The following is a 13,761-nucleotide window of genomic DNA, read 5'->3' as shown; positions in this document are numbered from 1 at the left end:
CGAGACCCCCCGAGTGCCGCGGCCCCCGAACCCACCACCCCGGCCGCCGCTCCCGCCGCCCCGGTGCCCACCGCGACCCCGGCCTCCGCCCCGGTCACGCTGGCGGCCACGCCCACGCCGACCCCCAGCGAGACGGCGACGGCCACGCCGTCACCCACCGCCACCCGGTCGGTGGCCCCGCCGCCGCCCAGCCCGGAGCGCCAACTCGTCGACCTCGTCAACGCCGAACGCGGCAAGGTGGGCTGCGCCCCCCTGCGGATCGACCCCCGACTGCACACGGCTGCCCAGAAGCACGCCGACGACATGGTCGCCCGCGGCTTCTTCGACCACGTCAACCCGGACGGTGTCCGCACCGACGCCCGGCTGACCGCCGTCGGCTACCGCTGGTCCCAGTGGGGCGAGAACCTCGACCGGGGCCCGACGTCCCCCGCCACGGTGGTCGCCCACTGGATGGACGGCGGCATCCACCAGACCAACATGCTGGACTGCGGCTTCAAGGACGTCGGCATCGGTCTGGCCACCGGCCCCGCCGGCACCTACTGGACCCAGGACCTCGGCGCCCCGCTGCCCTGACGCCGCACCGCCCCGCTGTCCTGACGCCCCGCTGCTGCGCGCTATGCGGGGGAGCTATGCGGGGGTGACCCCGACCAGTCCGTCGGCCGAGCCCGTCACGTACCCGGTCGCCTCCCCGACCACGCCGCCCGCGTCCCCGACCTGCCCCGGCAACGCGTCCGGCGCACTGGTCAGCGACCCGGACATTCCGTCCTGCCCCCCGACGGCACTGGCGTGCGCACTCGGTGCGGTGAGCGAGGCCACGAAACCCACGGCGAGCGAGGCGACGGCGAGCATGCTGCGCTTCTTCATGGCGGGTCCAACGACGATCCGCCGGGCGGGTTACGAGGGCGGTGGCGGATTCCCTCGTCCGTGGCCGTGCGGCCGGGGCCGTGGCACAGCCGCAGCCCGGTGACGGCCGGTCGGCCGAACGGCGGCGCCGCGGGCGCCGGACGGGCTGCCGGGCCCCGGGCCTTTTCCGGTGGCGGGAGGCGTGGGAGGGCGGTGGGATGGGGAGGGGTCGGGAATGATTCCGGCAAATCGGTTGAATCACCACACTTTCGGTCTCATCGACGTCGGTCTCATCGACCAGGACCCCCCACCGCGACACGAAGGGCACCCGATGCACGCAGCCGAGCTCACGCCAGCCGTCCTCGCCGAGCTGCGCCGCCCCCGGCGCTACCCGGCCGTCTCCGTTCTGCTGCCCACCCACCGCAGCGAGCCCGACAACACCCAGGACCCGGTCCGCCTGCGCAACCTCGTCGCCGAGGCGAAGAACCGGCTGCACGCCGACGAGGCGGTCAGCCGGGCCGACCGGCTGGACGTCGTCGAGCAGCTGGACCGCGCGCTCACCGAGGTCGACCTCGTGCACGCCGAGGACGGCCTGGTGATCTACGCCGCCCCCGGCGAGCACCAGGTGTGGTCCCTGCCGCGCCCGGTGCCCGCCCGGGTCGTGCTGTCCGAGACCTTCCTGACCCGCAACCTGGTCTCCGCCTACACCGCCGGTGCGCCCTACTGGGTGCTGACCGTCGCCGCCGACCGGGTCGCCCTGTTCAGCGGCAGCGGGGCGCACCTGGCCGAGCACACGAGTGCCGCCTTCCCGCTCGACCAGGTCCCGCCGGACTGGGACGTCGAGCGCAAGGAGCGGATCGGGGACGTACCGAGCACCTTCCGCGACGAGGAGACCCGCCGTTTCCTGCGTTCGGCCGACACCGCGCTGGCCGCCGTGCTGGAGGCCGACAACCGCCCGCTGTACGTGCTCGGCGAGGCCGCCGCGATCTCCCTGCTCGACGAGGTCGGCACCGCCGCCAAGCGCGCCACCGCCCAGGTCTCGCGCGGCGGCCTCGGCCATGCCGCCGCCGCCGCGGTGGCCGAGGCCGTCCGGTCCACGGTCGCCGAGCAGGGCAGCAAGGCCGTCACCGAGCTGCACGAGCGCCTCGACCAGGCCCAGGGTGTGAAGGGCCTGGCCGCCGGCATCGACGAGGTCTGGCAGACCGTCGCCGAGGGCCGCGCCGCGGTGGTCGCGGTGGAGGAGGACTACTGGCAGCCCGTTCGGGTGACCGACAATCACCTCGTCCCGGCGGCGGCCGGTGAGCCCGACGTCCGCGAGGACATGGTCGACGAGATCGTGGAGCGCGCCCTCGACACCGGCGCCAAGGTGCAGTTCGTCCCCACCGGCGAACTCGACGCCCGCGGCCACATCGCGGCCGTCCTGCGGTACTGAGTCGCCCGGTACTGACCCGCCCGGTGTGGGCCCGGCAACGGCCGCCGGGCCCGCACCGCCGTGTCACGGCCGCGTCAGGACCGGTGGAACGCCCGCCCGGCAGCGCCCGAGGAGAGAGACCAGACCCCGGGTATCAGCCCGCCGGTGATCGGCAGGGCGTCCGCACCGTGCAGGGCCGCCACGCCACCCTCGCCGTACCACCACGCCGTCCACCGGTCGCAGCCCCTGGCACCTGCCCGTCGCCGCTCGCCACCCATGAGAGGACCCCCGTTCTCTGATCGTGCTCGGGACGCTAGCAGCAGCCACTGACACTGAACGCGGGGCGGCCAGCGCGGCCCGGACGGTCCTCAGCGGGTCGTGGTCGGCGAGGGACTGCTCCCCTCGGCGGCCCGGATCGAGTCCAGCACCTGCTGCACCTGCTGGATCGTCACGTGCGACGGCACCCGCATGCAGGCCGTCAGCTGGATCAGCACCAGCGTGCCGGTCCGGGCGACGGCCCGGTGGCCGATGAGCTCACGGGTGCCGCCGAGCGTGAGGCATTCCTTGTCGAGCGCGATGTCGGAGGTGACGGCCGATGAGGTGGTGAACTTCCCGACCAGGTCCGGTTGGTCCACCAGCCGGAGGGTGAGGAGGGCGCCGCCGACGGGCAACAGCGTGTCGGACGGGCAGGCGATGCCCGCCGTCCGGCAGGGGGACACGGGGCCGATCGGCCCGTTGGCCAGGTAGCCGATGCCGTTCCGGGGGTCGCCGCTGAAGGTGCCCTGGCTGTACCAGCCGCTCGGCAGGTCGAGGGCCAGGTTCGGGTACGACGTGAAGTGGATCTGCGACCTGGCCGTCGGCACCATGGTCGGTGTCGCGCTGGCGCTGGCGCCGGCCGTCGGAGCGGGCGGCTCCCCGCCCGGCACCGTCTCGGCCGGTCCGGCCGCCACGCTCGGCCCCGCCGCCACCCCGCGCTCCGGCGTGGGCGCGATCGCGGGCGCGGCGGCCAGCGCCGCGGCGACCAGCCCGGCGGTCAGTCCGGCCCCGAGCCCGGCGGCCCGCCGTCGGCGTTGGGTGCCGATGGCGCGGGCACGCACCCGTTCCATCCGGTCCTCGGGCGTGGCGAGCTCCGGTACGGCCTGGTGGAGCAGGATCCGCAGCTCATCCTCGCCCTCACCGCCGTCCGGCCTCGGGTCGTCCGGGTCCAGCAGGTCAGTACCGATCACGAGGTCCCCCCGCCAGCAGCAGTTCCCGGGCCGGCAGCCGACCGCGCAGCGCGGCGAGCGCGCGGTGCGTCTGGCTCTTGACCGTGCCGGTGCTGCAGCCCAGGACCTCGGCGGTCTCCTCGACGCTGAGGTCCTCGAAGAAGCGCAGCACCACCACGGCCCGTTGGCGCGGCGGCAGGGCACGGACGGCCTGGGCGACCACCTCTCCGAGCACCACCCCTTCGTACGGGTCCGCGCTCGCCGGCGGCGGCTCCGGCAGTTCGCCGTGCGGCAGTTCGCCGGTCCAGCGGCGGCGCCACCAGGAGACGTTGCAGTTGACCAGCACCTTCCGCAGGTAGGCCTCGGGCCGGTCGATGGAGATCCGGTCCCATTTGGGCCAGACCTTGGCGAGCGCGGTCTGCAGCAGATCCTCGGCCTGGTGCGGGTCGCCGGTCAACAGCCAGGCCACCCGCAGCATCTTCGGGCCGCAGGCGGAGACGAACTCCTCGAAGTCCGGTGTGCCATCCCTCATCCCGCCGTCCCCGCCATGGTGTCCGTGCCGTCCCTGTCAGCCGTGGCGGCCTGCTGGGCCGCGATCGTGGTGTCCTACTCACAGCTGATGAACGTGCTGGACGGTGTTCCGGGTTGTCTTCCGGGCACGGGGATTTTCGGCGGACCGGCGCGGGGAGGTTGGACGGCCCGCGAGCCGGCCGGGACTCGGCCGGGCGGCGGGCGGGCCGTGGGCACCACGATGGCCCCGTCGGGCCCGTCCGGCCAGAGGCGCTCACGGGGCGTCCGGGCGCACGATGCGGCGCGCCAGGGGCGTACGGGTGGGACGCAGGGGGCGGCGGACCACGGATCGGGCGGGCCACGGATCAGGCCGGACCGCGGATCAGGCCGGCCGGGCGACGGTGGGTCAGAGCGTCCCGGAGCCGTGCGGCGCCTCGGTGGGGACACCGCGGGCGGCGGCCGCCGGGTCCGAGGTCACCGGGGCGACCGTCCAGTCGGGGTGGCCGGGCATCGGCGGGGTGCGCAGCCCGTACAGCCAGTCGGTGAGGAAGCCGGAGAGGTCCTGGCCGGAGACCTCGGAGGCGGTGCGCAGGTAGTCCTGGGTGCTGGCGGTGCCGTACCGGTGCTCACGCAGGAAGGTGCGCTCGATCCGGTCGAAGGCCTCGGCGCCGACCCGCTCGCGCAGCGCGAACAGCACCAGCGCGCCGCCGGTGTAGCGCTGGCTGTCGAAGAGCTTGGCGGCGCTGGGAGCGGCGACCGGTCCGGAGTCGTGCCGCCACTGGTCGCCGAGGCGGTAGAGGGCCCGCATCCGGTCGACCAGGGTGGTGTGGCCCCAGGCGTCCGGCCAGCCGCGCTCGTAGCGGTAGACCAGGGCGTAGTAGTCGGCGTGCCCCTCGTTGAGCCACAGGTCCGCCCAGCTGGCGGGGGAGACGCTGTCGCCGAACCAGGAGTGCACCAGCTCGTGCATCTGGTGCGAGCCGATCGCGGACTCGGGCTGGCGCAGGAAGTTCGGCTTGTAGAGGGTGAGGGTCTGGGTCTCCAGGCCGGTGAAGCCGAACGCGGCCGGGTCGTCGGTGTCGGCCGGCAGGAGGCCGTAGGTCTCGAAGGGGAACGGCCCGAGGTGCTGCTCGGCCCAGGTCAGCTGGTCGGCGGTGAGCGCCAGGGCGGGTTCGAGTTCGGCGGCCCGGGCGGTCGGGACGACGTCGCGCAGCGGCAGGCCGTGCGGGCCGGTGCGCTCGCGGACGGTGTAGTTCCCGACGGAGACCTGCACCAGCTCGGTGGCCATCGGCTCGCGGGAGGCGTACCGCCGGGTGGTCCGGCCGTCGCCGAGCCGTTCGGTCTGCGCCAACTCCCCGTTGGCGACGCCCAGCAGGCGGTCGGGCGCGGTGACGGCGATGGTGAACCGGGCCTTGTCGCTGGGGTGGTCGTTGCACGGGAAGACGGTGTGCGCGCTGTCGGGTTGGCCGGCCACCGCGAAGCCGTCCGGGGTCGGGACCCAGCCGGTGTGCGGGAGCCTGGCGCGCGGGTCGGCGGTGTACTCGACGGTCAGCCGTGCGGTGGTGCCGCGGTGCAGGGGCCGGGCCGGGGTGATGGTCAGCTTCTCGTCGTGGGCGGCGAACCCCGCCGGGCGCCCGTCGACCCGGACGGCGCGCACGGTCAGGCCCAGCGCGTCCAGCTCCAGGCGCGCCAGGGTGCGGGACGGCCGGGCGGTGATCACCGCGGTCGCGTCGACGGTCCGGGTAGCGGCCCGGTAGTCGAAGGACAGGTCGTAGGCGAGGGCGTCGTACCCGCTGTTGCCGAGCGAGGGGAAGACCGGGTCGCCGAGGCCGTCCGCGGCGGTGGCGGCCCTGGCGCCGGCGGACAGCAGCGCCGCACTGAGCACGAGGGGGAGGACGAGGCCGAGACGGGGCCTGGACAGGGCGATCACCGCACTTCGGGAGTCGTGGCCCCGAGGGGCCTGGCGGCGGTACGTGCGCGACGCACCGGGCACGGACCCTAGCGGACCGGGGCGCCCGCCCGGCGCCGCCGCCCGGACGGCTGTCGACACGAGGCCATCCCCCGGACGGCCTACAGCGATGGCGGGGCCGCCGCGCGCTGACTAACGTTCGAAGTGCTTCGCCCCCTGACGGACGAGGCCACGGCCGTCGGAGAACCTGGCCAGGTCCGGCGGCCGTCCTTCATGCCCGGGTGCACCCCGTAGGCTGGCGGCCGAGACGACGCCCGCGTACCGGATGCCAGGAGCCGCCGTGACCAGCCCCGATTCGCACGTTCTGGTGATCGGCGAGTGCGTCGCCGACGTCGTCCGTACGGATGGCGCCCCGGACACCGTCCACCCCGGCGGCAGCCCCGCGAACGTCGCGTACGGCCTGGCCCGGTTGGGGCGGCCCGCCACCCTGCTCACCCAGCTCGGGGACGACGCCAACGGCCGGCTGATCCGGGCGCACCTGGAGTCGGCGGGGGTGGTGGTCCGGGCCGCGGGGGTGGCGCGGACCCCCTCGGCCGTGGTGCGCCTCGACGGACAGGGGCGGGCGCGCTACACCTTCGACATCGGCTGGACGTTGCCGCCGACCGAACTCGCCGAAGCGCCGGGCGCGATCCACCTCGGCTCGATCGGGGCGGTCACCGACCCGGGCGCGGCGGCGGTGCTGGCGCTGGTCGAGCGGTGGCGCGGCCGGTCGCAGATCAGTTACGACCCGAACGTGCGCCCCGCGCTGATGGGCGAGCGGGCGCAGGCCGTGCGGCGGGTCGAGCGCTGCGTGGCGCTGAGCGACGTGGTCAAGGCGAGCGACGAGGACCTGGCCTGGCTCTACCCCGGCGAGGACGCGGAGGCGGTCGCGCGCCGCTGGCTCGCCCTCGGCCCGGCCGTGGTCGCGGTGACCCTGGGTGCCGACGGCGCGTTCGCGCTCACCGCCGGGGGCGGGCACGCGCGGGCCGCAGCCGTTCCGGTGCCGGTCGCCGACACCGTCGGCGCCGGGGACTCCTTCACGGCGGCTTTCCTGCACGCCCGCGCCGCCGGCGCCGACCTCGCCGGCTGCCTCACCCAGGCGGTGACGGCCGCCGCGCTGACCGTCTCCCGCCCCGGCGCCAACCCGCCCTCGACGGCGGAGCTGACGGCCGCCCTGACACAGGCGGGTTAGCCGGCCAGCTCCTTGGCGTACCAGACCTGGGCGTACGGGCCGCTGCTGTAGGCGGGGATCTCGCGGTAGCCGTGGCGGGTGTAGAGCGCGCGGGCCTCGACCAGGTCGAGGCGGGTGTCGAGGACGATCCGCCGGGCGTCGAGCGAGCGGGCGGCCTCGTCGACGGCGGCGAGCAGCCGGGCGCCGCCGCCGGTGCCGCGCAGGCCGGGGCGGACGAACACCCGGGTCAGCTCGACGGTGTCGGCGTCGCGCCGGCGCAGCCCGGCGCAGGACTGGGCCGCGCCGTCGTAGTGGCCGAGCAGGAAGAGCCCGTCCGGTGCGGCGAGGTCGTCGCTGGGGGAGCCGGCCAGCCCCGACTCCAGTTCCTCGGGGGTGCCTTCGCGGCCGAGGTGCAGGCGGTAGTAGCGGTTGGCCACGTCGTAGTAGTACTCGCGCAGTAGGGCCAGGGCCTCGGGTGCGGTGACGTCCGCCGTGGCGACGGACCAGAGGCGGGCGGTGCGGGGCGCGGTGTCGGTCATGGGCGCATGATCGGTGGTCGCTGGTCCGGGCCGCAATCGGGTTTTCGCGCGGGTGCCCGGTCGACTCGGGTGCCCGGCCGGTTCGGGTGCCCGGCTGGTTCGGCAAAGGAAGGGCAAGGGGCCCGGCGCGTCGTTGCCCCGCACGGGTGATGAGGGGATTGGCGGGGGTGCGCTGCGGGGGAGCAGTGCTGCTATGAACAGATCATCAAATCATCGCATTAATGCGGGTTTGAGGGGAATTCAGGGACGCGGCGCCGGTGTGCGGGCGGGTGTGCGGACCGGTCTGCTGGCCACCGTCTGCCTCTCCGCCGTCGCCGCCGGCTGTGCCGGGCCGGTCGACCCCGCGCGGCCGGCTGTCGTCCCGCCCGCGCCGGGTGCCGTGCCCGTCGTCGAACACGGGGTCGGCCGCCCGCCCGAGGCGCTGCCGGTGCTGCCGGGCCTGGCCCGCAAGGAGGAGGAGGCCGGCACCGAGGCGGTCGCCCGCCAGGAGTCGGAAACCGGGGCGGCCCTGGAGACCGCGCACCGATGGGGCCTGGAGGCCCCGCCGCTGAAGGCGCCGCCACGCCCGGCGACCAGGCCGGTACTGGCCCAGTCGCAGGGCGTGAAGCTCAAGGAGGGGCGGCCGCCGGTGGTCTACCGGGTGCCGACCGACGAGAAGGTGGTCTTCCTCACCGTCGACGACGGCTCCGAGAAGGACCCGGAGTTCTCCCGGATGGCCGACGAACTCGGCATCCCGCTCAGCACCTACATCTCCGACTACCTGGCCCGCGAGAACTACGGCTACTTCCGCGACCTGCACGCCCAGGGGGTGGAGATCAACAACCACACCATCAACCACCGCAACCTGAAGGTCCTCGACTACGGGGCCCAGCGCGACGAGATCTGCCGTCAGCAGGACCAGCTGGAGAAGCAGATCGGCGTCCGCCCCCGGCTGTTCCGGCCCCCGTACGGCGAGTACAACGACGACACGCTGCGCGCGGCGGCGTCCTGCGGGATCCAGGCGGTGCCGCTGTGGAACGAGGAGGCCTTCCCGGACCACATGGAGTGGCGCTACAACGACCGGAAGCTCCACCCGGGCGACATCATCCTCACCCACTTCCGGGGCGTCGACCTCTGGAAGGCCTCGATGCCGGACCTGCTCCGCAAGGTCGTCAACGACGTCACCGCGCAGGGCTTCGCCCTCGGCCGGCTGGACGACTACCTGTAGGAGTTCGCCCGTCGAGGACCCCGAGGACCCCGAGGACCCCGAGGACCCCGAGGGCCCCGAGGACCCCGAGGGTCAGCCGAGCGAGAGTGCGTCGAGGTACACCCAGGCGCCCTCGTGCCGGACGAACCGGCTGTGCTCGGTGAGCACGCCCTGCTCGCGGCCCTCGGTCCAGTGCGCCCGGAAGGCGACCGTGCCCTCCGCGTGGAAGGCGCCGCCCTCGGTGGTGGACACCACCTCCAGGCCGGTCCAGCGCAGCGCCGGGTCGAAGTCCACCTCGGCGGGCCGGGTGTCCGGGTGCCAGGTGCGCAGCAGGTACGCCTCGTCCTGGGCGGCGAAGGCGCTGTACCGCGAGCGCATCAGGGACTCGGCGGTGGTGGCCGCCGTCTGGCCGCGGTGCAGCCGCCCGCAGCAGTCGCCGTAGGCGGCGGGCAGGCCGCAGGGGCAGGGGGAGGAGGGCAGCAGCCGGGGCGCGGAGGCGGCGGCGCGGGGCGCGGGGCGACGTGGGGACATGCGGTCCATTCTCTCCCCCCGGCCCCGGCCGCCCCGACCGGGGCCGGTGGGGCGTCCGGGTGCGGGTGCTCAGCAGCGGGCGGAGTCCGGTTCGCCGAACCAGGCGTGCAGCGCGCGCAGCAGCCCCTCCGGATCCTCCTCCCCGGGAGCGGCGGCCCAGGCGACGTAGCCGTCCGGGCGCACCAGCAGCGCGCCGGCGGGCGGTTGCGGGCAGTCGGCCGTGAGCACGTCCACCCGGCCCTTCCAGTCGGCCGCGAGGTCGGCGAGCCGTGGTGAGCCCCCCGCGAGGTCGAGCAGCAGGGCCCGGCCGCCGCGGACCAGTTCGGCGAGCCGGGTGGGGCCGGCGGCGGTGGTCAGCGGGAGGTCCGGCGCGAAGCCGCCGGCGAGCGGGTGCGGGCAGTCGGTGTCGTACCGGACGTCGCTGCCCGCCATGAGCGCGGCGATCCGCCCGAGGTTGTCCTGGTACGCGAGCAGTTCGCCGAACAGGGCGCGCAGGGCGGTGACGGCCGGGCCCGGGGACATCAGGGCCATCTGGGCCTGCGAGTGCATGAAGACCCGTTCGCCGACGGGGTACCGCTCGCGGTGGTAGCTGTCCAGCAGGCCGGGCGGGGCCCAGCCCTGGAGGTCGGCGGCCAGCTTCCAGCCGAGGTTCGCGGCGTCCTGGAGGCCGAGGTTGAGGCCCGGACCGCCGGTGGCGGCGTGCACGTGCGCGGCGTCGCCGACCAGCAGCACCCGGCCCTCGCGGTAGCGCTCGGCGAGCCGGGTGTTGTGCCCGACCTGGCGGCGCGGGGTGTGCGCGCCGGGCGTGCCGGCCGGGGCGAGCGGCAGGTCGGCGCCGGTCACCCGGCGGACGCTGGCGCGCAGTTCGTCCAGCGTGGCCGGCACGGTCTCGTCGACGGGCGGGCCGTCCCACTCCATGGTGGCCATCATGGCGAGTTCCGGGCCCATCGGGGCGAGCACGAACACCCCGTGCGCGGTGCGGGTGTGGGTGAACGGGCGGAACGGCGTCGGGCAGCCGGGCAGCAGGACCTCGCCGGTGTCGAGCACCTGCAGCCCCTCGGGCGGGCGCACGTGGGCGATGCGCGCGACGGGGTCGGGCGAGGTGACCCCGGGGAAGCCGATCCCGGCCAGCTTGCGGACGGTGCTGCGGCCGCCGTCGGCGCCGACCAGGTAGCGGGCGTGCAGCCGCTGCGGCCCGTCCGGTCCGTGGACCTCGACGGTCACCCCCGCCTCGTCCTGGGTCAGACCGGTGACCTCACGGCCGTGGTGCACGGTCACGCCGAGTTCGCGGGCCCGCTCCGCCAGGGCCTGCTCGATCCGGTGCTGCGGCACCGGCAGGGCGTACAGCGGGTTGCCGTCGAGCTCCCGGAGGTCCAGCGGGAACGCGCCGAACACGAAGCGGGGCACCGGGGCCGGGGCGCCCGGGCCGCCGAGCCGCTCGTACAGGCCGCGGTGGTCCAGCAGCCGGATCACCTGGCCGACCAGCCCGTTCGCCTTCTGTTCCGACGAGCGTTCGGCCAGCCGGTCCAGCACCACCGGCCGGACTCCGGCCAGCGCCAGTTCGCAGGCCAGCATCAGCCCGTTCGGGCCGGCGCCGGCGATGATGACATCGTGGGTCATGGTAAATCCCCCTGTGCGACGGTGAGTTCACGAGGACGACGGTTCGGGGAGGCCGGCCGCCAGCTGCCGCAGCGCCTCCGCCAGGAGCGGTTGCAGCGGTACCGGCGGGTCGGCGCGCAGCCATACGTCGCTGGCCGCCCTGAGCGCGGCCAGGATGCCGGCGGCGACCAGTCTGGGGTGGAGGCCGCCGGGGTCGGCCCCGGTCCGGGCGGCCACCGCCGCGGCGAGCCCGGCCTCGGCGTCCGCGCCGGCGCGGGCCAGCTCGGCCTGGAGGGCCGGTTCGCGCAGCAGTAGCCGCACCGCGGCGGTCCACCGCGGGTCCGGCTGCTCCGCCGCGCCGTCGAAGGGTGCGAGGGTGGCCCGGGTGAGCGCCTCCCAGAGAGGTTCGGCCAAGGGCCGCTCGCGCAGCGCCTCGCCGACGAGCCGGATGCGGTCGCAGTGCCGGGAGACGATGGCCTCGGCCTTGCTGGAGAAGTAGTTGTTGTAGGTGCGCGGTGACACCCCGGCCGCGGCCGCGATGTCCTCCACCCGGACGTTCTCCAGGCCCCGTTCCACCGCCAGGCGCAGTGCGGCCCAGCTCAGTGCCTCCCGGGTCGCGGCCTTCTTCCGTTCCCGCAGACCGATCTGACTCTTCGTCATGCCCACCACTCTCCCCGGAAACCTGCGGGCCGCGCAAGAGTGCGTGGCACGCAACTTTTTCGGAGCCGACACTCCGGGGCGGAGCCGGCCCGGCGGGGTTGCGAGGAGTCGCGCGGCGGCTCGGCGAGTCGCCCTGCCCGCCCGTGTGGTCACTGATAGTAGTGGCCTGGTTGCGGAGCGGTCTCCCGCGCCGGTTCGGCGGGACGGTTCGACAGGGCGTCCCGACAGCACGCCTCGACAGGACATGAGGAGCGGTCATGGGTGGCAGACAGCGTCCGCCGGGAGCGCGGACCCCTCGGCAGGGCCGGCCCGCCGGGGGCGGCCGGGTGAACGCCCGGGCGGAGATCGCCCGGCTGGAGGGCTATCTCGCCTGGGAGGCCGAGGTGGCGGCGGCCGAACGGGACGCCCGGGCCTTCGCCGGGCAGTTCCCGTGGCTGCCCGCCGCGGAGCGGGAGAGCCTGGAGCAGGCCTACGCCGCCGACCGCCTGCGCTACGCCGAGGAGGTCGTCGACCGCGCCGTCGAGCGCTGCCGCCGGCTGGCCGCCCGCTACCGCAGCGAGTGCCGCCGGATCTGCGCCCGCTGGGCCGCGCTCTGCCTCTCCGTCACCCTGGCGGCGGCGCTGTTCGCCGTCGTCCCGGCGGCCCTGCGGGCCTGAGGCCTGAGCCGGGCCGATCCGCCGGCACGCCCGAGGGCCCGCCGCGCCGATGACGGCGCAGCGGGCCCTCGGGCATGCGCGGGGATCAGTGGTGGCCGTGGCCGCTGCTGATCTCCTGGTGCTCCTCGGCGGTGGGCTTGGCGATCTGGCTGCCCTCGCCGTAGAAGCCGCGGGACAGCTTGGCCCTCGCCCGGGCGAACAGCCCGGCCTTGCGGACCACCCCGTTCTCGTCCACCTCCGGCGGCAGGTCCTCCGGCTGCGGCTGCTCGTGCGCGGTGAGGGTGAACATCCGGCCCGGCGGGAGCGGGGCGTGCACCTCGACGAACTCGCCGTGCTGGAGCCGGTTGATGACGCCGGTCTCCCGGCCGTGCAGGACCTTCTCCTTGTCGCGCCGCTGCAGGCCCAGGCACCACCGCTTGGTGACCACGAAGACGACCACCGGCACGACGAAGAAGCCGGTGCGCACCGCGTAGGTGATCGCGTTGATCGACAGCTGGAAGTGGGTGGCGAGCAGGTCGTTGCCGCCGCCGGCCAGCAGGATCAGGTAGAGGCCGATCCAGGCCGCGCCGACGGCCGTGCGCACCGGTGCGTTGCGCGGCCGGTCGGCGATGTGGTGCTCGCCGCGGTCCCCGGTGACCCAGGCCTCCAGGAACGGGTAGCACCAGATGATCAGCAGCACGGTCGGGAAGACCATCAGCGGGACGAACACCCCGAGGTTCAGGGTGTGGCCGCCCCAGACGCTGATCTCCCAGCCGGGCATCACGCGCACCAGGCCCTCGGAGAAGCCCATGTACCAGTCCGGCTGGGCGTCGGTGGACACCTGGTCGGGCCGGTAGGGGCCGTAGGCCCAGATCGGGTTGACGGTGGCGATCGCCGACATGAACGCGACCACGCCGAAGACCAGGAAGAAGAAGCCGCCGGCCTTGGCCATGTAGACCGGCATCAGCGGCATGCCGACCACGTTGTCGTTGGTCCGGCCGGGCCCGGCGAACTGGGTGTGCTTGTGGTAGAAGACCAGGATCAGGTGCGCCGCGAGCAGGCCCACCATGACCCCCGGGATCAGCAGCACGTGCACGGTGAACAGCCGCGGCACGATGTCCTGGCCGGGGAACTCGCCGCCGAACATGAAGAACTGCAGGTACGAGCCGACGATCGGCACGGCCAGGACGGCGCCCTCCATGAACCGGATGCCGGTGCCCGAGAGCAGGTCGTCCGGCAGCGAGTAGCCCATGAAGCCGTCGAACATGCCGAGGAACAGCAGCAGCGCGCCGAAGACCCAGTTGATCTCGCGGGGCTTGCGGAACGCGCCGGTGAAGAAGACGCGCATCATGTGCGTCAGCATCGAGGCGACGAACACGATCGCCGCCCAGTGGTGGACCTGGCGCATCAGCAGGCCGCCGCGCACCTCGAAGCTGATGTCGATGGTCGAGGCGTAGGCCTCCGACATCTGGATGCCCTTGAGCGGGACGTACGAGCCGTCGTAGATGACCTCGCCCATGCTCGGA

The 13,761-nt window shown here is 74.6% G+C and carries 14 protein-coding genes; 5 read left to right on the top strand and 9 right to left on the bottom strand.

Features of this window, described 5'->3' with window-relative positions:
- Positions 1 to 573, top strand: a 573-nt coding sequence (locus ACFV61_RS24415; protein WP_380493875.1) for a CAP domain-containing protein, incomplete at its 5' end; no start/stop codon positions are given.
- 54 nt (positions 574 to 627) lie between these two features.
- Here the strand turns inward: ACFV61_RS24415 and ACFV61_RS24410 are convergent.
- Positions 628 to 864 carry a hypothetical protein gene (locus tag ACFV61_RS24410; protein ID WP_063346066.1) on the bottom strand — a complete coding sequence of 79 codons (237 nt, stop codon included), beginning with the start codon at positions 862 to 864 and terminating at the stop codon, positions 628 to 630.
- Between the two features lie 310 nt (positions 865 to 1,174).
- Here ACFV61_RS24410 and ACFV61_RS24405 point away from each other — a divergent pair, with 310 nt between their 5' ends.
- On the top strand, positions 1,175 to 2,275 hold the full coding sequence (locus ACFV61_RS24405) for a hypothetical protein (RefSeq protein WP_063346065.1): 1,101 nt from the start codon (positions 1,175 to 1,177) through the stop codon (positions 2,273 to 2,275).
- A 347-nt stretch (positions 2,276 to 2,622) separates the two neighbouring features.
- Here the strand turns inward: ACFV61_RS24405 and ACFV61_RS24400 are convergent, their stop codons facing one another.
- From ACFV61_RS24400 to ACFV61_RS24390, 3 genes are all read right to left on the bottom strand, one after another.
- Positions 2,623 to 3,480, bottom strand: coding sequence for a hypothetical protein (locus ACFV61_RS24400; protein ID WP_380493873.1), 858 nt, complete (start codon positions 3,478 to 3,480; stop codon positions 2,623 to 2,625).
- Complete coding sequence (locus ACFV61_RS24395) at positions 3,467 to 3,991, bottom strand: SigE family RNA polymerase sigma factor (RefSeq protein WP_063346063.1); 525 nt, start codon at positions 3,989 to 3,991, stop codon at positions 3,467 to 3,469. Before ACFV61_RS24395 ends, ACFV61_RS24400 begins: the two co-directional genes overlap by 14 nt.
- A 384-nt stretch (positions 3,992 to 4,375) precedes the next feature.
- Complete coding sequence (locus ACFV61_RS24390; protein WP_380493871.1) at positions 4,376 to 5,896, bottom strand: M1 family metallopeptidase; 1,521 nt, start codon at positions 5,894 to 5,896, stop codon at positions 4,376 to 4,378.
- 319 nt (positions 5,897 to 6,215) lie between these two features.
- Between ACFV61_RS24390 and ACFV61_RS24385 the strand changes: the two genes are divergently transcribed.
- Entirely contained in the window at positions 6,216 to 7,106 is an 891-nt protein-coding gene (locus tag ACFV61_RS24385) for a carbohydrate kinase (protein WP_380493869.1), read from the top strand.
- On the opposite strand, the gene ACFV61_RS24380 is transcribed toward ACFV61_RS24385, so the two are convergent.
- Positions 7,103 to 7,624: a GNAT family N-acetyltransferase gene (locus ACFV61_RS24380; protein WP_079135345.1), complete on the bottom strand. Its 522-nt coding sequence runs from the start codon at positions 7,622 to 7,624 to the stop codon at positions 7,103 to 7,105. The two genes, ACFV61_RS24385 and ACFV61_RS24380, sit on opposite strands and share 4 nt — an antisense overlap.
- Before the next feature lie 229 nt (positions 7,625 to 7,853).
- Here ACFV61_RS24380 and ACFV61_RS24375 point away from each other — a divergent pair, with 229 nt between their 5' ends.
- Positions 7,854 to 8,831 (top strand): polysaccharide deacetylase family protein, encoded by a 978-nt coding sequence (locus tag ACFV61_RS24375; RefSeq protein WP_380493868.1) that lies wholly within the window; start codon positions 7,854 to 7,856, stop codon positions 8,829 to 8,831.
- 72 nt (positions 8,832 to 8,903) lie between these two features.
- Here the strand turns inward: ACFV61_RS24375 and ACFV61_RS24370 are convergent, their stop codons facing one another.
- The 3 genes from ACFV61_RS24370 to ACFV61_RS24360 are packed head-to-tail and all read right to left on the bottom strand — an operon-like array spanning position 8,904 to position 11,600.
- On the bottom strand, positions 8,904 to 9,350 hold the full coding sequence (locus tag ACFV61_RS24370) for a YchJ family protein (protein WP_380345511.1): 447 nt from the start codon (positions 9,348 to 9,350) through the stop codon (positions 8,904 to 8,906).
- Between the two features lie 60 nt (positions 9,351 to 9,410).
- Positions 9,411 to 10,961 (bottom strand): FAD-dependent monooxygenase, encoded by a 1,551-nt coding sequence (locus tag ACFV61_RS24365; RefSeq protein WP_380493866.1) that lies wholly within the window; start codon positions 10,959 to 10,961, stop codon positions 9,411 to 9,413.
- Between the two features lie 27 nt (positions 10,962 to 10,988).
- Positions 10,989 to 11,600 carry a TetR family transcriptional regulator gene (locus ACFV61_RS24360; protein WP_380493864.1) on the bottom strand — a complete coding sequence of 204 codons (612 nt, stop codon included), beginning with the start codon at positions 11,598 to 11,600 and terminating at the stop codon, positions 10,989 to 10,991.
- Positions 11,601 to 11,857: 257 nt separating this feature from the next.
- On the opposite strand from ACFV61_RS24360, the gene ACFV61_RS24355 reads away from it, so the two are divergent.
- Complete coding sequence (locus ACFV61_RS24355) at positions 11,858 to 12,256, top strand: cytochrome C oxidase subunit I (RefSeq protein ID WP_159398309.1); 399 nt, start codon at positions 11,858 to 11,860, stop codon at positions 12,254 to 12,256.
- An 85-nt stretch (positions 12,257 to 12,341) separates the two neighbouring features.
- Here the strand turns inward: ACFV61_RS24355 and ACFV61_RS24350 are convergent.
- Positions 12,342 to 13,761: cytochrome bc complex cytochrome b subunit (locus ACFV61_RS24350; protein WP_380493862.1), on the bottom strand; the 1,420-nt coding region annotated here is incomplete at its 5' end.

The organism is Kitasatospora sp. NPDC059817, from assembly GCF_042731835.1.
In the GTDB taxonomy this organism is placed as follows: Bacteria; Actinomycetota; Actinomycetes; order Streptomycetales; family Streptomycetaceae; genus Kitasatospora.
This window is presented reverse-complemented; position numbering and strand designations above follow the sequence as displayed.

Coding starts and splice junctions, on each gene's coding strand:
- ACFV61_RS24395 (WP_063346063.1), bottom strand. CDS start 3,991: ATGAGGGATGGCACACCGGACTTCGAGGAGTTCGTCTCCGCCTGCGGC.
- ACFV61_RS24405 (WP_063346065.1), top strand. CDS start 1,175: ATGCACGCAGCCGAGCTCACGCCAGCCGTCCTCGCCGAGCTGCGCCGC.
- ACFV61_RS24380 (WP_079135345.1), bottom strand. CDS start 7,624: ATGACCGACACCGCGCCCCGCACCGCCCGCCTCTGGTCCGTCGCCACG.
- ACFV61_RS24410 (WP_063346066.1), bottom strand. CDS start 864: ATGAAGAAGCGCAGCATGCTCGCCGTCGCCTCGCTCGCCGTGGGTTTC.
- ACFV61_RS24370 (WP_380345511.1), bottom strand. CDS start 9,350: ATGGACCGCATGTCCCCACGTCGCCCCGCGCCCCGCGCCGCCGCCTCC.
- ACFV61_RS24355 (WP_159398309.1), top strand. CDS start 11,858: ATGGGTGGCAGACAGCGTCCGCCGGGAGCGCGGACCCCTCGGCAGGGC.
- ACFV61_RS24360 (WP_380493864.1), bottom strand. CDS start 11,600: ATGACGAAGAGTCAGATCGGTCTGCGGGAACGGAAGAAGGCCGCGACC.
- ACFV61_RS24365 (WP_380493866.1), bottom strand. CDS start 10,961: ATGACCCACGATGTCATCATCGCCGGCGCCGGCCCGAACGGGCTGATG.